The sequence below is a fragment of the Paenarthrobacter sp. PAE-2 genome (assembly GCF_026013155.1).
GTDB lineage: Bacteria > Actinomycetota > Actinomycetes > Actinomycetales > Micrococcaceae > Arthrobacter > Arthrobacter ureafaciens.
In genome coordinates this window covers 38,975-58,890 of record NZ_JAPDNV010000008.1, presented here as the reverse complement: position 1 = coordinate 58,890, position 19,916 = coordinate 38,975, and the positions used below count along the sequence as shown (strand labels likewise).

The following is a 19,916-nucleotide window of genomic DNA, read 5'->3' as shown; positions in this document are numbered from 1 at the left end:
AATCTGGCGAAGGTGGAAAATGGAGTCAAGCTATTTGCACAAACGTGCAGCAAGGAAATGAGATGGGACGATCACGTCACTCGGATGCGCTTCGGGCCGCACAAATGTATTACTTGCAGGACCTGACCATGGACGCCATTGCCCGGGAGCTGAGAACCTCGCGGTCCACGGTCTCGAGGCTGCTGTCATCGGCACGCGAAACCGGGCTGGTACAGGTGCAGATCCGCAGCCCGTTCGATACGGCGCCGGAGTTGGAAGGCCAGATCCGGGACCGGTTCGGCGTCGATGTCCATGTGGTTCCCGTGCTGGACACGCTGAACGAAGCCGAAACCCTTGACCGGGTGGCAATGCAGGCCGCCAGGACGATCGGGCCGTTGGTGGATTCGAACGCGATCATCGGGGTGGCATGGGGTGCCACCCTCAGTGCGGTCAGCCGGCACTTGACCCGGAAAGTCACCCACGACAGCATCGTGGTCCAGTTGAACGGTGCGGGAAACATGCAGACCACCGGCATCACCTATGCCAGCGACATCATGCGCCGTTTCGGCAATGCCTACGGGGCGCGGGTGGAGCAGTTTCCGGTTCCTGCCTTCTTCGACCACGCCGCCACCAAGACGGCCATGTGGAATGAACGCAGCGTCCAACGCATCCTGGACCTGCAGGCGAGGATGAGCATTGCCATCTTCGGCGTGGGATCCGTGGATTCGGATTATCCCAGTCACGTGTATGCCGGCGGCTACCTCGACGAACAAGACCTTGCTGAACTGGCTGCTGATGACGTCGTTGGCGACGTGGCCACTGTCTTCTTCCGGAGCGATGGCTCCTCGGACGGCATCACCCTGAACGAGCGGTCAACAGGTCCTACCCACGACCAGCTTCGCCAAGTGCGTCGCCGGATCTGCGTGGTGTCCGGAGCTTCCAAGATCAACGGCCTCCAAGGCGCATTGGCCGCGGGCCTGGCCACGGACCTGATCCTTGACGAAGCCTCGGCCCGCCGCCTGGTCAGCTTTACCGGCCAGCCAGCGGGTATTCCTGCCGGTAATAGGTAGAGTCGTTGTCATGAGAATCCCGGCGCGGCAGAGCTTGAACAACGGCGTGATGATGGACTCCGTGGGATACGGGTTGTATAAAGTTCCCCCGAAGGACGCCGAGTCCCTGGTCAGCACCGCACTGGGGGAAGGCTACCGTCGCTTCGACACCGCGGCCATGTACGGCAACGAAGTCGGCGTCGGACGCGCGATCGGCGGGGCCATCGGCGATGCCAACGAGGCGAACGTCGGGACAGGTGGTTCCGGTGAGGCGGTTCATGCCCTGGCCCGGGAGGACGTCTTTGTTACCACCAAGGTGTGGAACGATGACCAGGGATATGACGCCACCCTGCGCGCCTTCGACACCTCCATCGCCAATCTGGGCCTTGACTACGTGGATCTCTACCTCATCCACTGGCCCTGCGCCCGCCGCGGTCTTTTCACTGAGACCTACAAGGCGCTCGAGACCCTTTACCGCGAAGGAAAAGTCCGGGCAATCGGCGTTTCGAACTTCCAGCCGGAGCACTTGGCACGGCTGATGGAATCAGCGGAGGTCGTTCCTGCGGTTAATCAGATCGAGCTTCACCCGTGGTTGCAGCAGGCCAGGCTCCGCACCCTGCATAAACAGCTGGGAATCCGCACCGAGGCCTGGAGCCCCCTCGGCCGTGGACAGGTCCTGGCCGACCCGGCCATTGCAGAGCTGGCCGACAAGCACCGGCGCACCCCGGCGCAGGTCATCATCCGGTGGCACCTCCAGCTGGGTAACCTGGTGATCCCCAAGGCAAGTTCGGCCGGGCGCATCAAGGAGAACTTTGCAGTTTTCGATTTCGAGTTGGACCAGGACGACATGGACGGCATGGCCGCCCTCGAAAGACATCACCGGACAGGCTCGCATCCGGACACCGTGAACTAGGAACGACTGAATGGAAAATGTGGACACCGCGCACACCCCTGAAGGTGCACAGGCCCCGGTCGAATTCTTCAGCAAGTCCCTGCCGGGACGGACCTCTGCCGCAACCATCGACGTCGATGGAAGCAACGTAGCGTACTGGACCTATGAGCCTGTGGAGGCGAAGGAGAACGCGAGGACAATCCTTGTCATCCACGGCTTCCGCGGGGACCATCACGGACTCCTGCGGGTGGCGGACCAACTTCCCGATATGAGGCTGATCATGCCGGACCTGCCGGCATTCGGCAGCTCGGAGCCCGTTGTTGGCGATGAACACTCCGTAGCGCGCTATGGGATGTTCATCAAGCACTTCATGGAGGCCCTCGGGCTGGGCCCGGACACCGTCCTCCTTGGCCACTCCTTCGGATCCATCGTGGCCAGCCACTTCGCAGCCGACCACCCGGGCGCCGTCAACCCGCTCATCCTGGTCAACCCCATAGCTTCGCCGGCACTGGAGGGTCCCAAAGGCTTGATGACCAAGCTGGCAGTCTTCTACTACTGGGCTGCTGCACGCCTGCCCAAGGCTCCGGGACTCGCCCTCCTCCGCAACCGGGTGGTGGTGCGTGTCATGAGCGTGACCATGGCAAAGACGAAGGACAAACAGCTCCGCCGCTTCATCCACGGCCAGCACGACGCATACTTCAGTGCCTTCGCCAACAGGGAGAGCCTCCTGGAGTCATTCAAAGCATCGGTCTCCGGGACAGTCGGGGACGTCGCAGAGCGGCTCAACCTGCCGGTCCTCCTGATCGCCGGTGAGAAAGACGAGATCGCCACGCTGCCGGACCAATACAAACTGATGGCGCTCCTGCCGGATGCGAGGCTGGAAGTGATTCCCGGCGTCGGGCATCTTATCCACTACGAAACCCCCGCCCCGGCCGCCGCCGCCATCCGCGACTTCCTGAAGGACAATCCCGCGTGAAAATCGTTTTTGATGCCCGCTTCACCAGGACAGAGCACCATGACGGCATCAGCCGGTACGGCTCCAGCCTGATCGCCGCGGTCTCCAAAATCGCCGATGTCACCATGCTCATCAGCGACCAGCGGCAACTCGCACTGCTTCCCGATGTTCCCTACGTCATGATCAACAGCCCGCTGTCCCCCATGGAGCTGTTCGTGGCGGGCAAGGTCAATCCCTTGGGCGCGGACGTCGTGGTGTGCCCCATGCAGACCATGGGCACGTGGGGCAGGCGGTACGGCTTGATCCTGACGCTGCATGACCTGATCTACTACGAACACCCCGCTCCCCCGGGGTTCCTTCCCGCACCCGTGCGTCTGCTGTGGCGTCTCTACCACAAGGCGTTCTGGCCGCAGCGGATGCTGTTGAACCGCGCGGACGTCGTGGCGACCATCAGCCGCACCACCGAAGCGCTGATGGCAAAGTACCGGCTGACCAACAGGCCGGTCCGCATCGTGGCCAACGCCCCGCAGGGCGGCCAAACACCCCGGAATCCGGCGGACGGCGCTGACAAATCGCTCGTGTACATGGGCTCGTTCATGCCGTACAAGAACGTGGAAACGATGATCCGCGGCATGGCCGGCCTGCCGGACTACACCCTGCATTTGTTGAGCCGCATTACCCCCGGACGCCGGGCCGAACTGGAGGCCCTGATACCGGACGGCGCCAAAGTGGAATTCCACAACGGGGTCACCGACGACGAATACGAGGATCTACTGAGGCGGTCCACGGCCCTCATCAGCCTGTCCCGGGCCGAAGGGTACGGGCTTCCCTTGGTGGAGGCGATGGCTGTGGGTACTCCGGTGATTGCCAGTGACATCCCGATTTTCCGTGAAGTGGGCGCCGACGCCGTGAGCTTCGTCCATCCGGAATCACCGTCGGAATTCGCGGCCGCCGTAACCGCTTTGGACGAGCCCGGAGCTTGGCAGCGGCGCTCACTCAGGTCCGTGGAACGTGCCGCCGACTTTGACTGGGACGTCTCTGCACGCCAGCTTCTGGCTGCAGCCGAAGAAGCCATTGCCCTGCGCTCCCGCAAACGCCGCACCTCCCCCAGGAAGGACGCCCGATGATCGAGATCCTGAGCCCCGCAGAAGTTGCCAAAGCCAGGGTAACCGGCGCCTTGGTGGCCGATATCCTCTACACCCTGAAGAGCCGGACCACGGTCGGCACCAACTTGCTGGACATCGACCGCTGGACCAAGGAGATGATCCTCAAGGCCGGCGCCGAATCGTGTTACGTCGACTACGCGCCCTCCTTTGGACGGGGTCCCTTTGGGCATTACATCTGCACGGGTGTCAACGATGCTGTGCTCCACGGCCTCCCCCACGATTACCAACTGGCGGACGGTGACCTGCTGACCCTGGACCTGGCCGTGCTGAAAAACGGAGTAGCCGCCGACTCCGCCATCACCTTCGTGGTGGGCGAATCAGCCCCGCCGTCAGGGGTTGCCATGATTGAGGCCACCGAACGGGCACTCAGTGCCGGCATAGCTGCGGCGGTCCCCGGCGCCCGCATCGGAGACATCTCCCATGCCATAGGTTCGGTCCTGGGTGCTGCCGGCTACCCCGTCAACGTGGAGTTCGGCGGGCACGGCATCGGTTCCACCATGCACCAGGACCCGCACGTTCCCAACACCGGCAGGCCCGGGCGCGGTTACGAACTCAGGCCGGGGCTGCTGCTCGCCTTGGAGCCTTGGGTCATGGAAGACACCGCCAAGCTGGTCACGGACGCAGACGGCTGGACGCTCCGGAGTGCTACCGGGTGCCTGACCGCCCACAGCGAACACACCATTGCCATCACGGATTCGGGTGCCGAGATACTGACGCTCCCCACGGGCACCCTGCTGTAGCCAATCAGAGAACGTCCACGCCGTCCAAACGCAGTTGGACCGGACCGGCCACCCGCTTGGCCGCGTTGGCCGCCTTCACGGCCCGCATGGCCTGGGTGGCGTTGGCGGCCTCGGCGTAGGGAATGAAGTACAGCGTACGGACGTCCCTGTCCTCCGCTGCAGGGCCGTCCTCCCCTGCAGGGCCGTCCTCCCCTGCGGGGCCGGCGGGGTGGCTCCCGGACATCGCCAAGGGAGCCGGGCCTACACTCCGCAGCTTAGGCTGGCCGGACTGGCCGAGGAATGCGTCCAAAGCATCGGAAAAGTGCCCGACGTCGGCCCGGGGACCCGTGACGGAAGCCACCCGGACAGCTGGCGGGAGCTGCAGTTCCTTCCGGAGTTCCAGTTCCCGCGAGGCGTAACCGGGCGCGTCCCACCGCACCAACGCTCCAGTAGCTGTGGTGTCGTCCGCCGTGACAACCACGAGGCCGCCCTCGCGGGCCGGCCTGACCAACGCTGCGGCGTTGAACCAACGGCGCACAGTGTCTTCACCGGCACGCAGGTTTTCGCGGCGAAGCAAGGAGTTTCCGTCCAGCAGCAAACAGGCGGCATAACCGCCGTCGGCCACTGGTTCGGCACCAACCGTGGCAACCACCAGTGCAGGAGCGTCCGGCACACCGGCCTTGACGTGCTCCCCCGACGAGGTGACCACAGCATGGCCGGGGAATGCCCGGCCCAGTTCCTCGGCGGTCCTGATGACCCCGGTGGCGCCACGCCGCAGCCGGGTCCCCGTGCAATGACTGCAACGCCACTGGGGCGCCGGAGTGGAACACCACCGGCAAGCCGGCATCGCTGACCCGCCTGCCATGGCAAGGGGCCCCTGACAGGCATTGCACCTGGCAGGCTCACGGCATGTTTCGCACACCAGTGACGGTGCGTACCCGGCCCGTGCCACCTGGACCAGGACCGGGCCCCGTTCCAGGCCCGCTTTGGCGGCACGCCAAGCAGCACCGGGCAAACGTGCAATACGTGCGAGCGGATCCCGTTCCTGTTCGAAGCTGTCCGCGGTGTTCACGACCCTGGGCACGGTTGACCGGATGACAGTGCGCGGGGCCTCGACGGCCACCGCCCAGCGCAGGTCCACCAGCCGTTGGAGTTCCGTGCTGCGCGTGTGCGAAGCGAGCAGGCAAGCGGCGCCCTCCTGCTCGCTGCGCAGAAGCAGGACTTCCCGGGTATGGGCGTAAGGGGCGCGCTGATCAATGTGGAGGTCGTCCCCGTCATCCCAGCAGACCACAAGGCCCAAGTTCGCCACCGGCGCATAGGCAGCGGAGCGGGTTCCAACGGCAACCCCCGCTTCACCCCGCAGCAGCCGCAGGAAATTACGGTAGCGCGGTGTCTGGCCGTCGTCGGCTGTCAGCCGGGCAACATCACCCTCAGGCAAGACAGCGGCAAGGGCAGCTTCCACCCGGTCCAGGTCCCGGCGGTCGGGCACCACCACGACTGCGCCCCGGCCTGAGCTGCGGACCGCGGCGACGGCCGCGGCCAGCATGGCGGGCCAACCGTGCCGGCCGTATCCCTGCAGCGCTGTCAGGACGGCTTTGGGCGCACCGCCCCCGGCCAGGTGGTGGAGGAAGGCAGGGCCGTTGCTGTACGCGTTCCACTCCGGCCCGGCCCCAACGCCGGGCCCAACATAGGGCCCAACGCCAGATGTGGAGACAGGCTCAGGCGAGGTGCCCGCCTGGGCTTCTTTCTCCACCTTTGCCACCCGTGGCGGAATGGCCGTGCGGAGTACATCACTCAAAGTTCCGGCGTATCGTGCGGCCACCGCGGCGGCCAAGGCGTGGACGGCCGGCGTCAGCACGGGCACCGGCGACACCACCTTGTGCAGGGTGCTGAGCTCCTGCCCGGCCTCGGAGGTTTGGCGTCGCTCCGTGATGTATCCGCTGAGTTCCTGCCCGTTGAACTTCACCTTCACCCGCACGCCGGGGAGGGCTGCGCCTTCAAGTTCAGCAGGCACGCTGTAGTCGAAAGGCCGGTCCAAATGCGGGAGCGGAGATTCGAGCACTACGCGGGCAACGGGATCCGCTGCTGCCAGCGGCGGCCCTTTCACGGGGGCCTTCGCAGGGAAACCCTGCAACAACGAAGGTTGCACCAAGGCAGGCCGGGAATCATGCTCCGCCATGCACTTCACCTCCTTCTCGGAACGCCATCACAGAGTGGACACTGGCTTTGAGCCCCGCCTGAACGCAGGATGCCCGCAGCGGGATCAACCCGCCACGGGCATCTCTGGCTCAAGCCAATCATGAGCCACTGACATTATGTGGACCTGGCGGCACGTGCGCGGCCGGGTGTCAGGCGTTGAAGAATTCCTTGAGGTCGGCCACGCGGTCGAGGCGTTCCCACGTGAAGTCCGGCTCTTCCCTGCCGAAGTGGCCGTGTGCGGCCGTCTTGGCATAGATGGGCCGCTTGAGGTCGAGGGCATCGATGATGGCCCGGGGACGGAGGTCGAAGATTTCGTCGATTGCCTCCGCAATCCTGGCCGGATCAACGGTTTCCGTTCCAAACGTTTCCACGTACGTACCCACCGGGCGGGCCTGGCCGATCGCGTAGGCGATTTGGATCTCTGCCCGCTTGGCGAGGCCGGCCGCCACGACGTTCTTCGCTACCCAGCGCATCGCGTAGGCTGCCGAGCGGTCCACCTTGGACGGGTCCTTGCCGGAGAACGCGCCGCCGCCGTGGCGGGCGAATCCGCCGTAGGTGTCCACAATGATCTTGCGGCCGGTCAGCCCGGCATCTCCCACGGGTCCGCCGATAACAAAGGCTCCCGCAGGGTTGAGGATGTTGGTGGCCCGGGAAAGGTCCAGGTTGGAGGCCGCAAGCACAGGTTCGATCACGTGGCTGGCAAGGTCCGCACGCAATTGGTCCAGTCCTGTCTCCTCGGCGTGCTGGCTGGAGATGACCACGGTTTCGACCGAAACCGGCCGGTCGCCGTCGTACCCTACCGTCACCTGCGTCTTGCCGTCGGGCCGCAAGTACGCAAGTTCGCCGCTTTTCCGGACCTCGGTGAGGCGTTCGGACAGGCGGTGCGCAAGCCAGATGGGCGTGGGCATGTAGGACGCAGTTTCATCACTGGCGTAGCCGAACATGATGCCCTGGTCACCGGCGCCTTGGAGGTCGTAATCATCTTCCTGGCGCCCCTCCCGGGCTTCCAGGGAGTTGAAAACGCCACCCGCGATGTCATTGGACTGCTGGCCGATGGAAACGGACACACCACATCGGGCACCATCGAAGCCGTTGGCCGAGGAATCGTAGCCGATGCCAAGGATGGTCTCGCGGACAATCTGGGGAATTTCCACGTAGGCGTCGGTGGTGACCTCGCCGGCCACATGCACCAGTCCGGTGGTAGCCATCGTCTCCACTGCCACCCGGGATTCGGGATCGGCGGCCAGCAGCGCGTCAAGGATGGCGTCACTGATTTGATCGCAGATTTTGTCCGGGTGCCCTTCAGTGACCGACTCTGAGGTGAAGAGCCGGAGCTTGGACGGGTGGCCATGCGTTTGGTGGTGCAGCGGTAAAGTCACTCGACTACCTTACTGGGTTGCGGGACGACGGCATTTGCCGTGTGTCCCTTTGCTAAGAATTTCACAGCAGGGCTCGCCTGCGGGGAGCTATGGTGCGGGGAAGACCGCGGACAGTTCGACGGCGGCACGGTCCACGACGGCGGCGGCGACGTCGGCCTTCGAGCCGGACGCCGTTTGCGGTTCGGCACCATGTCCGGAAAGGATGACCACGGAGTTGTCGTCCTGGCCGAATACCTTGCCAACGCCCACGTGGTTGACCACCAGGAGGTCACACCCTTTTCGCTTCAGCTTGGCGGTGGCATGTTGCAGCACATCGCCTTGGGCGTCGCCTGTTTCGGCGGCAAATCCGATGATCAGCTGCTGCCGGTCCGCGGCATTGCGGGCTTCTACGAGCTCCTGCAAGATGTCGGGGTTCCGGACCAGGCGGACGACTGGCGCTTCTTCGCCGTCGACCTTCTTGATTTTGGTGTCCGAAATATCCGCCGGCCGGAAGTCCGCTACCGCGGCAGCCATAATAACGACGTCGGAGTCCACTGCCGATTTCAGGGCTGCCTCACGCAGCTCCAGGGCGGACTCAACGCGGACCAGCTCGACGCCGGTCGGAGGTTCGATGTCCATGTGGGCCGCGAGGAACCGGACGGTTGCACCTGCTGCCAGGGCTGCCGAGGCCAAGGCAGCTCCCTGCTTGCCCGAGGACCGGTTGCCCAGGAAGCGGACAGGATCCAGCGCTTCCCGTGTGCCGCCTGCGGAGATGGTCACCACTTTACCGGCCAACGGGCCAGGGCCGGCGCCGTCCGCCGGACCAACGGCTGAAACGCTTCCCGCCAACGCGATCGCGGCCTCGAAAATGACGTCGGGCTCAGGCAGGCGCCCGGGGCCGGAATCAGCGCCGGTGAGGCGGCCGACTGCGGGATCCAGTACTGTCACCCCGCGGCTTCGCAGCGTCGCCACGTTGGACTGGGTGGCCGCGTGCTGCCACATTTCCGTATGCATCGCCGGGGCAAACAGGACCGGACCGTGCGCCATGAGCAGCGTGTTGGTCAGGAGGTCGCCGGCTTGGCCCGTTGCTGCCTTCGCCAGGAGGTCCGCAGTGGCGGGGGCAATCACAATGAGGTCTGCCTCGTGGCCCAACCGCACATGGTTGACCTTCTCGACGTCGTCGAAAACGCTGTTGCTCACAGGATTGCCGGACAACGCCTCCCACGTCGCGACACCTACGAACCGCAGGGCGGACTCGGTGGGAATGACCGTGACTTGATGACCGGCTTCAGTAAAAAGCCGGAGGAGCGATGCAACCTTGTAGGCTGCGATCCCTCCCCCGACTCCGAGGACTATGCGCACGTGACCTCCGTCAACAGGCAGTCTGCTTCTTTATTCCGTGGGCTCGATGGGGGTCGAAACCAGGAGGCCTTCATTGATCTCGCGCAGGGCGATGGAAAGCGACTTCTCGTTCAGCTTGGTGTCGACCAGCGGACCGACGTACTCGAACAGCCCCTCGTGCAGCTGGGCGTAGTAGGCGTTGATCTGGCGGGCACGCTTGGCGCCGAAGATGACCAGGCCGTACTTGGAATCGGCAGCCTCAAGCAGCGAATCGATCGGCGGGTTGATGATGCCTTCAAGGTTCGTGGACACGAAATCTCCAAATTCTAGCGGGCCGACAAGTGCAAGCGCTTAGCGCTCGTGCGGGGTAAGCCCCATGAGTGAAACAAGCTCGTCCGCTGCCCGGCGAACGTCGTCATTAATGACGGTGTGGTCAAACTCCGGTTCAGCAGCAAGTTCCAGTTTAGCGGTTTCCAGCCTGCGCTGCTGTTCCTCGGCCGTTTCAGTGCCCCGGCCCACAAGCCGGCGCACCATTTCGTCCCACGTCGGGGGCGCCAGGAAGACGAACTTTGCCTCCGGCACAGCCTCCTTGACCTGACGGGCGCCCTGGAGATCGATCTCCAGCAGCACCGACCTGCCCTCGGCGATGGCGGCGTCCACGGTACTGCGAAGTGTCCCGTACCGGTTCCTTCCGTGCACCACGGCCCATTCCAGGAACTCCCCGGCGGCCACCAGGGATTCAAACTCCTCGGCCGTCTTGAAGAAGTAGTGGACGCCGTCCTTCTCGCCCGGCCGTGGAGCACGGGTGGTGGCTGAAACAGACAGCCACACCTCTGGATAGTTGTCCCTGATATAGGTGGATACGGTTCCCTTGCCCACGGCAGTGGGTCCTGCAAGGACAGTCAGTCCAGGTTTCGTGCTCACGGATTCCTTCGAAAGATGCTTAGACGCTTTGCTGGGTCTGAATAAAATCTACCAGCGCGCGGGCCTGGTGGATTCCCAGCCCCCTGATCCTCCGTGATCCGGCAATCCCGATCTCAGCCATGATGGCCGCGGCGCGGACCGGCCCGATGCCGGGAAGGGCTTCAAGGAGTTCGACCACCCGCATGCGTGCGATCGCCTCGTCCGTTGTCCCCGAGGAGATGAGCTCGGCGATGCTGACTTCACCCCGCTTGAGCCGCTCCTTGGCTGCCGCACGGGTGGCCCGCGCTTTGGCAGCCTTCTCCAAGGCGTCGGAACGCTCTTGTGGTGTCAGCTCTTTTAGGGCCATGGCCAAACTCCCGTCAAGTCGGAATTGTGACACCGATCACGCGGCTGATGCTGAACCTACCTGCAGGGGGTCAGCCGCGCAAGCCACCCAGGGTTTCCCGTGTGGCTGCCTGCAGCGCGGCCATGTCCGGACCCGCCGCCAGGATGCCACGGCTGGACGTTGCCAAAACCATCGGGTAGGCCTGTCCAAAGGTCTCCCGCAGATCGGCCGGAGTTGCCCCCTGGGCCCCGAGCCCCGGGGCGAGGATCGGTCCACGCACCGGGCCGAGGTCTATGTCCAAATCGCCAAGGGCCGAACCTATGGTGGCGCCGACAACCAAGCCCACCGAGCCCAAGGGCCCTTCGTAGCGCTGGTTCTCCGCGGCAGCTGCAGCCACGATGCGGCGGGCCACCGAATCCCCGCCGCCGACGTGCTGGACGCTCCGGCCCTCAGGGTTGGACGTCAGCGCCAGGACAAAGACTCCCCTGCCGTGTTCGGCAGCGAGGTCCAACGCCGGACGCAGGGACTCAAAACCGAGGTACGGGCTCAGCGTCACCGAGTCGGCGGCCAGGGAAGATCCGTCACGAAGCCAGGCATCGGCGTAGGCCGCCATGGTGGATCCGATATCCCCGCGCTTGGCATCGGCGATGCTGAGCACGCCTGCTTCGGCTGCTGCGGCCAGGGTCCGCTCCAGGACGGCCATGCCGGCCGACCCGTGGCGCTCATAGAGCGCCACTTGGGGCTTGACCGCGGCAGCGAGGGAAGCCACCGCCTCCACCACGGTGAGCGAGAAACGCTCCAGTCCTGCGGCGTCGTCGTTCAGTCCCCAGGAGCCCAGCAACTGCGGGTGCGGATCGATGCCGACGCACAGCGGCCCCCGGGCTTCCATGGCCGCAGACAGCCGGGAGCCGAACGACTCAGGCATGTGCAGCTTCCAAAGAGGCGGTCAGGTTGGCGGCGTGCTCCTGCAGGCTGGTCACGGACCACTCGTAGGTTCGGAGTGCCTCGATGGCCTGCACGGCGGCGTTGAACTCCGCCACCGTGGTGATGCACGGGATGCCGATGGATGTTGCGGCCGCACGGAGTTCGTAGCCGTCGCTGCGGGCTTCGCCGCCGGACGGGGTGTTGAACACCATGTCGATTTCGCCCGCGATGACGAGGTCGGCGATGGTGCCTTCGCCCTCTGCGCTGCTTCCCTCGGCCACCTTGCGGACCGGCGTCGCCTGGATGCCGTTGCGGCGCAGGACGTCCGCGGTGCCGCCGGTGGAGACGATTTCGAAGCCGAGGTCAGAGAGCCGCTTGACGCCCATGATCACCGAGCGCTTATCGCGGTTGGCTACCGACACGAAGATCTTGCCTTCGGTGGGAAGGGCGTTGTTGGCACCGGACTGGCTCTTCGCGAACGCGGTATCGAAGTGCTTGTCGATGCCCATGACTTCACCGGTCGAGCGCATTTCAGGGCCGAGCAGCGAGTCCACGACCTTGCCCTCGGGCGTACGGAAGCGGCTGAAGGGCAGCACGGCTTCCTTCACGGCTACCGGAGCATCCAGGGGCAGGGAGGAGCCATCGCCGGTTTCCGGCAGCATCTTGTAGGCGCTGCGGAGCTGGTTGATGGTCACGCCGGTGCCGATCAGCGCGGCAGCCTTGGCCATCTGCACGCCCGTTGCCTTGGAGACGAACGGGACGGTGCGGGAGGCACGCGGGTTGGCTTCCAGGACGTACAGGACGTCGGAGGCCAGGGCGAACTGGATGTTGATGAGGCCGCGCACGCCGACGCCCTCGGCGATGGCGCGGGTAGCGGTCCGGACCCGCTCGATCACGTTGTTGCCCAGGGTGATCGGAGGCAGGACACAAGCGGAGTCACCGGAGTGGATACCGGCTTCTTCGATGTGCTCCATGATGCCGCCAAGGTACATGTCCGTTCCGTCGAAGAGCGCGTCCACGTCAATTTCGACGGCGTCCTCCAGGAAGCGGTCGATCAGCACGGGGTGGTCCGTGGTGATCTCCGTGGCGTTAGCGATGTAGCGGGAGAGGTTGGCCTCGTCGTAGACGATCTCCATGCCGCGGCCGCCCAGGACGTAGGACGGACGGACCAGCACCGGGTAGCCGATCTCGTCGGCGATCTTCTTGGCGTCCTCGAAGGAAACGGCGGTGCCGTTCTTGGGGGACGTCAGGCCGGCTTCGTCCAGGACGCGGGCGAAGGCACCGCGGTGCTCGGCAAGGTCAATCGCTTCCGGGGAGGTGCCCAGGATCGGCACGCCCGCGTCAGCAAGCTGCTGGGCAAGCTTCAGCGGGGTCTGGCCACCCAACTGGACAAAGACGCCCATGACGCCGCCGGTGCGTTCCTCGGCCGCGATGACCTCCAGCACGTCCTCGAGGGTCAGGGGTTCGAAGTAGAGGCGGGTGGAGATGTCGTAGTCGGTGGAGACCGTCTCCGGGTTGCAGTTGACCATCACGGTCTCGTAGCCGGCCTTGCGCAGTGCCATGGAGGCGTGGACGCAGGAGTAGTCGAACTCGATGCCTTGGCCGATGCGGTTGGGCCCGGAACCGAGAATGATCACCGAGGGCTTGGCGTGCAGGCCCACTTCATCTTCCTCGTCATATGCCGAGTAGTGGTACGGCGTGTAGGCCGCGAATTCAGCTGCACAGGTGTCTACGGTCTTGTAGACGGGACGGATGCCCAGTGCCTGGCGGACGCCGCGGACGACGGCCTCGGAGTTGTGCGTCAGGGCACCGATCTGCTCATCGGAGAAACCGTGGCGCTTGGCGTTGCGGAGCATGTCCTCGCTGAGGACACCGGCCTTGCGGATCCCGTGCGCGGTCTCGTTGAGCAGCTGCAGCTGATCAAGGAACCAGGGGTCGATCTTGGTGGCTTCGTAGAGTTCCTCCACGGTGGCACCCCCGAGTAGCGCCCGCTGCACCTGGTACAGGCGTTCGGTGGTGGGACGCTTGGCCTTCTCGATGAGCTCGGCAACCTCGTATTCGGGCACGGAGCTGAAGTCCAGCTGCGAACCCTTCTGTTCCAGGGAACGGAGGGCTTTCTGCAGGGCTTCGGTGAAGTTGCGGCCCATGGCCATGGCCTCGCCCACGGACTTCATGGTGGTGGTCAGCGTGTTGTCGGCTGCCGGGAACTTCTCGAAAGCGAAACGCGGAACCTTGACGACGACGTAGTCCAGCGTCGGCTCGAACGACGCCGGGGTCTTCTGCGTGATGTCGTTGGGAATTTCGTCCAGCGTATAGCCGAGGGAGAGCTTGGTGGCGATCTTGGCGATGGCAAAGCCGGTGGCCTTCGATGCCAAAGCCGAGGAACGCGACACGCGCGGGTTCATCTCGATGACGACGACGCGGCCGGTATCCGGGTTGATGGCGAACTGGATGTTGCAGCCACCCGTGTCCACGCCCACCTCACGTATCACGGCAATGGCCACGTCCCGCAGCTTCTGGTACTCGCGGTCCGTCAGCGTGAGGGCCGGGGCCACCGTGATGGAATCGCCCGTGTGGACGCCCACGGGATCGAAGTTCTCGATGGAGCAGACAACAACGACGTTGTCGTTTTTGTCCCGCATCATCTCAAGCTCGTATTCCTTCCAGCCAAGGATGCTCTCTTCGAGCAGCACCTCGGTGGTGGGGCTGTACTGCAGGCCCTGACCGACGATCCGGCGGAGGTCGTCCTCGTTGTACGCCAGTCCGGAACCCAGGCCGCCCATGGTGAAGGACGGACGGACCACCATCGGGTAGCCGAGGTCCTCGGCGGCTTTGAAGGCCTCGTCCATGGTGTGGATGATGTGGCTGCGGGCGGACTCGGCGCCGCAGCGCTCAACAACACCCTTGAACTTCTCGCGGTCTTCGCCGAGCTCGATCGCGGCGATGTTCGCACCGATCAACTCCACGTTGTACTTCTCCAGTACACCGTTCTTATCCAAGGCGATGGCAGTGTTCAGGGCCGTCTGTCCACCAAGGGTGGGCAGGACGGCGTCGGGACGTTCCTTGGCAATGATCTTTTCGACCACCTCGGGAGTGATCGGCTCCACGTAGGTGGCATCGGCGAACTCGGGGTCCGTCATGATGGTGGCCGGGTTGGAGTTGACCAGGATGACCCGCAGTCCTTCGTCCTTCAGGACTCGCAGGGCCTGGGTGCCGGAGTAGTCGAACTCGGCCGCCTGGCCGATGACGATCGGCCCGGAACCGATGACAAGGACGCTCTTGAGATCTGTACGCTTGGGCATTACTTGTTGTCCTCAGTCTTGTTTTGGTTCTTGGTTGCGGTGTCGCCGCCGGCTTTCGTTTCAGCCATGAGGTCGATAAAGCGGTCGAAGAGGTACGCGGCATCGTGCGGCCCTGCGGCCGCTTCGGGGTGGTACTGGACCGAGAACGCAGGGATGTCGAGGCAGGCAAGTCCTTCAACGACGTCGTCGTTCAGCGAGACGTGGCTGACTTCCACCCGGCCGTAGCGCTCTTCGGGTGCCACGGTGGCGCCGTTCAGGGGCGCATCAACAGCGAAGCCGTGGTTCTGAGAGGTGATTTCCACCTTGCCCGTGCGACGGTCCATCACCGGCTGGTTGATGCCGCGGTGGCCGTACCGCAGCTTGTAGGTTCCGAACCCAAGGGCGCGGCCCAGGATCTGGTTTCCGAAGCAGATGCCGAAGTACGGCAGCTTCTCGTCCAAGACGGAGCGCAGCAACTTGACCTGGTGATCGGCAGTGGCGGGGTCCCCGGGGCCGTTGGACATGAAGAAACCGTCGGGGTTGAGGGCGTTGACGTCCTCAAGCGTGGCGGTTGCCGGCAGGACATGCACCCGCACGCCGCGCTCGGCGAACCGGACGGGGGTCATCGCCTTGATACCGAGGTCGACGGCGGCGATGGAGAACCGCGGTTCGCCTTCCCAACCGTGGTCCTTGGGGTCCACCACGTAGGCTTCGTCGATGCTGACCTCTTCGGCAAGCGCGGAGCCTTCCATGGGGGCGCTTGCCAGCACGGTATCCAGCAGTTCCTTGTCGGACGCGTTGGCGGCTTCGCCGGAAAAGATCCCGGCGCGCATGGTCTTGTGCTCGCGGAGATGCCGGGTGATCGCACGGGTGTCAACGCCCTGGATGCCGACGATACCTTGGGCGACGAGTTCTTCGTCGAGGCTCCGCTCGGACCGCCAGTTGGACGGGCGTCGTGCGGCGTCGCGGACGACGTAGCCCTCAACCCAGATCTTGCGCGATTCGGCGTCCTCGCCGTTGACGCCGGTGTTCCCGATGTGCGGCGCAGTTTGCACCACGAGCTGGCGGGCGTAGGAGGGATCGGTGATGGTCTCCTGGTAACCGGTCATGCCGGTGGCGAAGACCGCTTCGCCGAGCGCGGTGCCCTGGGCGCCGTAGCTCCGGCCGCGGAAAATACGGCCGTCTTCCAGCACCAATACGGCTGCTGAGGGGGTTGGTGAGGTGGCTGCGTTACTGTCCGTCACTTTATTACTTTCCACTATCGGCATCTGCCTGAGGGGCTGCGGAGGTCAATTCTTGAATGGCTTGGCGGAGGCGGTCCTGGTCGGCGGAGTTCCTCGACCTGAACCCTGTGTCCAGTTCACGGCTGCCCAGTTTCCAGCTGATAACAAGGAGCCCGTCCTTTTCGACGAACTTCCCTGCCATCCCGGAGGCGGAGCGGCTGTCGGTCAGGGCTTCCCGCGGAATGAACACCGGGGCTGCTCCGGGGCGGTCGAACAACACGCCTTCGGCGTGAACGCTCAGTTCCGCGTTGGTCCGGATTCCAAGGCCTTGGACAGCGATGCGGTCCAGCCAGTCACCGGCTGTGGTGGTGCTGACGTACTGGCCGTCGGCCACCACTGTGGCCGGCGTCAGTTGCCGTGGCACTTCCGGAAGGCGTTCGACGTCGGATTGTCGTCGGAGGCGGTTCCGCCACCCCAGGCCGATCATGGCCAGGGCGACGGCGATCAAGCCTGCGGTGACGAGCGCCGAGAGCAGTTGTGTGTCCACTAGGCGCCGCTGACTGCCCCGGTGGAATCCGGGGCCGGAACGGTTTCGGTGTAGCGGTACGGGGTGTTGAGCCTGCCGTTGAGGACGGTCGGGTGTCCTTTGAAGAAGGTTGCCACCACGGAACCGGGCAGTTCCCTGCCCTTGAACGGTGAATTGCGGCCCATGGTTGCCATCTTATGGGGATCAACGGTCCAGCGCGCAGCCGGGTCCACCAGGATGACGTTGGCCGGCTCCCCGGCCTCCAACGGACGGCCCTGGTCCGCCACCCTGCCAATGCGGGCCGGAGTGAAGGATGTGACCCTGGCAAAATCCGCCCACGTCATGAGGCCGGTTTCGATCATGGTCTCCTGGACCACGGACAGCGCGGTTTCCAGCCCGGTCATGCCCATGGCGGCCTGGGCCCACTCGCATTCCTTGTGCTCGCGGGGGTGCGGTGCGTGATCGGTGCCCACCACATCAATGGTCCCGTCGGCAAGGCCCTCCCGGAGTGCCTGCACATCCGCGTCCGTGCGCAGCGGCGGGTTCACCTTGTAGACGGGGTCGTAGCTGCGGACCAGTTCATCGGTCAGGATCAAGTGGTGCGGGGTGACCTCGGCAGTGACATTGATGCCGCGGGCCTTGGCCCAGCGCACGATTTCAACGCTTCCCGCAGTGGAGACGTGGCAAATGTGCAGGCGGGAACCGACGTGCTGGGTCAGCAGTACATCGCGGGCAATGATGCTTTCCTCGGCTACCGCCGGCCAGCCGGCCAGCCCGAGGACAGCCGAAACGGCGCCTTCGTTCATTTGCGCGCCGGCGGTCAGGCGGGGTTCCTGCGCGTGCTGGGCCACCACGCCGTCGAACGCTTTGACGTATTCCAGCGCGCGGCGCATCAGGACGGGATCATGCACGCAGATCCCGTCATCAGAGAACATGCGCACCTGGGCGCGGGAGTCGGCCATGGCACCGAGTTCGGCGAGTTGCTCCCCGGCGAGTCCCACCGTCACTGCGCCGACAGGCCGTACGTCCACCCAGCCCGATGCCCTTCCCAGGCTGTGGACCTGCTCCACCACACCGGCGGTGTCGGCCACCGGATTGCTGTTCGCCATGGCGTGGACGGCCGTGAAGCCACCCAACGCGGCCGCACGGGTACCGGTTTCGACGGTCTCCGCATCTTCCCGGCCCGGTTCGCGAAGGTGGGTGTGGACATCAACCATGCCGGGCAGCGCGACCAGGCCTGCGGCGTCGATGACTGTGGCATCTCCGGCAGCAAGTCCGTTGCCCCGGGCCGCGATGACGCCGTCCCGGATCAGGAGGTCCTCGGCTGCACCGCCCAGGATGGCGGCTCCGCGGATCAAATACGTGTTCGCGGCCATCAGTTGTTCTCCTTGGTGGGCTGGTTGCTTACGGGGGCGGTCGCTTCACGGGAATCCCCCGAAAGCAACAAGTACAGGGCGGCCATACGGACCGATACGCCGTTCCGGACCTGGGCGAGCACGGTGGAACGGGGTGAATCCGCCGCGGCGGACGAGATTTCCAGGCCGCGGTTCATGGGACCGGGGTGCATGATGATGGTGTCCTTCATGCCGAGGTCATCCAGCGCCCGCAGGCGGGCGTCGTCAAAGCCCCAACGGCGGGAATATTCACGGGTGGACGGGAAGAAGGACGCATTCATCCTCTCCCCTTGGACCCTGAGCATCATCATCGCGTCGACTCCTGCTTCAAGGGTCTCGTCCAGGTTGTAGCTGACCTTGCAGGGCCACTGTTCGACGCCGACCGGCAGCAGCGTGGGAGGAGCCACGAGGGTGACCTCCGCGCCGAGGGTTCGCAGGAGCCACACATTTGAACGCGCCACGCGGGAGTGCAGGACGTCTCCGGCGATTGCGACGCGCATGCCCCTGAGGTCGGCGCCGGTGGATGCGACGCCCTTGATGCGCGACCAATGGCGGCGCATGGTGAAGGCGTCCAGCAGGGCCTGCGTGGGGTGTTCATGGGTGCCGTCACCGGCATTGACCACCGCCGCATCGATCCAGTCGGTGGCAGCCAGACGGTGCGGCGCTCCGGAAGCCCAGTGCCGGATGACCACGGCGTCTGCACCCATGGCGGCCAAGGTCTGGGCGGTGTCCTTGAGGGACTCACCTTTGGAGACCGAGGAGCCTTTTGCCGCGAAGTTGATGACGTCGGCGGAGAGCCGCTTCGCCGCTGCTTCGAAGGAGATGCGGGTGCGGGTGGAATCTTCGAAGAAGAGGTTCACCACCGTCCTGCCGCGCAATGCGGGCAGCTTCTTGACCTCGCGCTCACCGACGGCAGACATTTCCTCGGCCGTATCAAGTATCCGGATCGCGTCGAAGCCGCTGAGGTTTTCCGTTGAGAGGAGATGCTTCACTTGCCTGCCTCGATGACTACCTCGTTGACCGGAGTTCCGTTCACGGAGTCGGTCTCTTCAAGATGTACGCGGACCTTCTCCGAGGACGATGTAGGAAGGTTCTTTCCCACGTGGTCTGCACGGATGGGGAGTTCACGGTGCCCCCTGTCCACCAGGACAGCCAACCGGACGATGCGGGGGCGCCCGAGGTCCACCAAGGCGTCCAAAGCTGCGCGGATGGTCCGACCCGAGTAGAGGACGTCGTCAATGAGGACAACAACTTTGTTATCGATCCCGGACAGCGGCAGGCGTGTATGGTGCGGGGGTCGGGTGGGCTGGTGCGAGAGGTCGTCGCGGAACATAGTGACATCCAGTTGGCCCACTATTGTTTCGGCGTTGACGGCAGGATCAGCGGCGGCAATCTTATGGGCCAGCCGGACAGCCAGGGGATAGCCACGGCTTGGGATACCCAGCAGGACCAGGTCCTGGGATCCCTTGTTGGCTTCAAGGATCTCGTGGGCGATACGAGTGAGCGCACGATCGATATCCGCCTGGTTAAGGACAACCCTGGACGGAACCTGCGCTGAAGTAGCTTCAGTCATCGCTCGTCTCCCCTTTCCCCGCCTCACAGGACGGAATTAAAAAAGGAATATTTGCCTTCCAAAACTATCACAGCCACAGCGCCGGCCA

General features: G+C 64.6%; 18 protein-coding genes. 5 read left to right on the top strand and 13 right to left on the bottom strand.

Annotation, left to right across the window (positions count from 1 at the left end; all coding sequences use genetic code 11):
• Nucleotides 1-62: 62 nt before the first annotated feature.
• Genes OCL88_RS06955 through map form a run of 5 tightly spaced genes read left to right on the top strand, consistent with a single transcriptional unit; the run spans nucleotide 63 to nucleotide 4,781 of the window.
• Nucleotides 63-1,049, top strand: a complete 987-nt coding sequence (locus OCL88_RS06955) for a sugar-binding transcriptional regulator (RefSeq protein WP_193593594.1) — start codon at nucleotides 63-65, stop codon at nucleotides 1,047-1,049.
• A gap of 10 nt (nucleotides 1,050-1,059) precedes the next feature.
• Nucleotides 1,060-1,941 carry an aldo/keto reductase gene (locus tag OCL88_RS06950; protein WP_264962023.1) on the top strand — a complete coding sequence of 294 codons (882 nt, stop codon included), beginning with the start codon at nucleotides 1,060-1,062 and terminating at the stop codon, nucleotides 1,939-1,941.
• Nucleotides 1,942-1,951: 10 nt separating this feature from the next.
• Entirely contained in the window at nucleotides 1,952-2,896 is a 945-nt protein-coding gene (locus tag OCL88_RS06945; RefSeq protein WP_264962022.1) for an alpha/beta fold hydrolase, read from the top strand.
• Nucleotides 2,893-4,002, top strand: coding sequence for a glycosyltransferase family 4 protein (locus tag OCL88_RS06940; RefSeq protein ID WP_264962021.1), 1,110 nt, complete (start codon nucleotides 2,893-2,895; stop codon nucleotides 4,000-4,002). Before OCL88_RS06945 ends, OCL88_RS06940 begins: the two co-directional genes overlap by 4 nt.
• Nucleotides 3,999-4,781: a type I methionyl aminopeptidase gene (gene map, locus OCL88_RS06935; RefSeq protein ID WP_264962020.1), complete on the top strand. Its 783-nt coding sequence runs from the start codon at nucleotides 3,999-4,001 to the stop codon at nucleotides 4,779-4,781. Before OCL88_RS06940 ends, map begins: the two co-directional genes overlap by 4 nt.
• Before the next feature lie 4 nt (nucleotides 4,782-4,785).
• Here map and OCL88_RS06930 read toward each other — a convergent pair whose 3' ends face one another.
• The 13 genes from OCL88_RS06930 to pyrR form a co-directional block, all read right to left on the bottom strand.
• Complete coding sequence (locus OCL88_RS06930; protein WP_264962019.1) at nucleotides 4,786-6,939, bottom strand: primosomal protein N'; 2,154 nt, start codon at nucleotides 6,937-6,939, stop codon at nucleotides 4,786-4,788.
• 169 nt (nucleotides 6,940-7,108) lie between these two features.
• On the bottom strand, nucleotides 7,109-8,338 hold the full coding sequence (metK, locus tag OCL88_RS06925) for a methionine adenosyltransferase (RefSeq protein ID WP_021470590.1): 1,230 nt from the start codon (nucleotides 8,336-8,338) through the stop codon (nucleotides 7,109-7,111).
• An 87-nt stretch (nucleotides 8,339-8,425) separates the two neighbouring features.
• Nucleotides 8,426-9,679 (bottom strand): bifunctional phosphopantothenoylcysteine decarboxylase/phosphopantothenate--cysteine ligase CoaBC, encoded by a 1,254-nt coding sequence (gene coaBC / locus OCL88_RS06920; RefSeq protein WP_264962018.1) that lies wholly within the window; start codon nucleotides 9,677-9,679, stop codon nucleotides 8,426-8,428.
• A 30-nt stretch (nucleotides 9,680-9,709) separates the two neighbouring features.
• The gene (gene rpoZ, locus OCL88_RS06915; protein ID WP_011774945.1) at nucleotides 9,710-9,970 is read right to left on the bottom strand and encodes a DNA-directed RNA polymerase subunit omega; all 261 of its coding nucleotides are present in this window, start codon (nucleotides 9,968-9,970) and stop codon (nucleotides 9,710-9,712) included.
• Nucleotides 9,971-10,009: 39 nt separating this feature from the next.
• Entirely contained in the window at nucleotides 10,010-10,582 is a 573-nt protein-coding gene (gene gmk / locus OCL88_RS06910; protein ID WP_021470592.1) for a guanylate kinase, read from the bottom strand.
• A gap of 19 nt (nucleotides 10,583-10,601) precedes the next feature.
• Entirely contained in the window at nucleotides 10,602-10,928 is a 327-nt protein-coding gene (gene mihF / locus OCL88_RS06905; RefSeq protein ID WP_021470593.1) for an integration host factor, actinobacterial type, read from the bottom strand.
• 70 nt (nucleotides 10,929-10,998) lie between these two features.
• Complete coding sequence (pyrF, locus tag OCL88_RS06900) at nucleotides 10,999-11,832, bottom strand: orotidine-5'-phosphate decarboxylase (protein ID WP_264962017.1); 834 nt, start codon at nucleotides 11,830-11,832, stop codon at nucleotides 10,999-11,001.
• Nucleotides 11,825-15,133 carry a carbamoyl-phosphate synthase large subunit gene (gene carB / locus OCL88_RS06895; protein ID WP_264962016.1) on the bottom strand — a complete coding sequence of 1,103 codons (3,309 nt, stop codon included), beginning with the start codon at nucleotides 15,131-15,133 and terminating at the stop codon, nucleotides 11,825-11,827. Before carB ends, pyrF begins: the two co-directional genes overlap by 8 nt.
• Nucleotides 15,133-16,380, bottom strand: a complete 1,248-nt coding sequence (carA, locus tag OCL88_RS06890) for a glutamine-hydrolyzing carbamoyl-phosphate synthase small subunit (protein WP_264962015.1) — start codon at nucleotides 16,378-16,380, stop codon at nucleotides 15,133-15,135. The genes carB and carA overlap by 1 nt, the downstream gene beginning before the upstream one ends.
• Nucleotides 16,361-16,882, bottom strand: coding sequence for a hypothetical protein (locus tag OCL88_RS06885; RefSeq protein WP_021470597.1), 522 nt, complete (start codon nucleotides 16,880-16,882; stop codon nucleotides 16,361-16,363). Before OCL88_RS06885 ends, carA begins: the two co-directional genes overlap by 20 nt.
• On the bottom strand, nucleotides 16,882-18,237 hold the full coding sequence (locus OCL88_RS06880; RefSeq protein ID WP_264962014.1) for a dihydroorotase: 1,356 nt from the start codon (nucleotides 18,235-18,237) through the stop codon (nucleotides 16,882-16,884). Before OCL88_RS06880 ends, OCL88_RS06885 begins: the two co-directional genes overlap by 1 nt.
• Complete coding sequence (locus OCL88_RS06875) at nucleotides 18,237-19,247, bottom strand: aspartate carbamoyltransferase catalytic subunit (RefSeq protein ID WP_264962013.1); 1,011 nt, start codon at nucleotides 19,245-19,247, stop codon at nucleotides 18,237-18,239. Before OCL88_RS06875 ends, OCL88_RS06880 begins: the two co-directional genes overlap by 1 nt.
• Complete coding sequence (gene pyrR / locus OCL88_RS06870; protein WP_021470600.1) at nucleotides 19,244-19,828, bottom strand: bifunctional pyr operon transcriptional regulator/uracil phosphoribosyltransferase PyrR; 585 nt, start codon at nucleotides 19,826-19,828, stop codon at nucleotides 19,244-19,246. Before pyrR ends, OCL88_RS06875 begins: the two co-directional genes overlap by 4 nt.
• Between the last annotated feature and the right edge of the window lie 88 nt (nucleotides 19,829-19,916).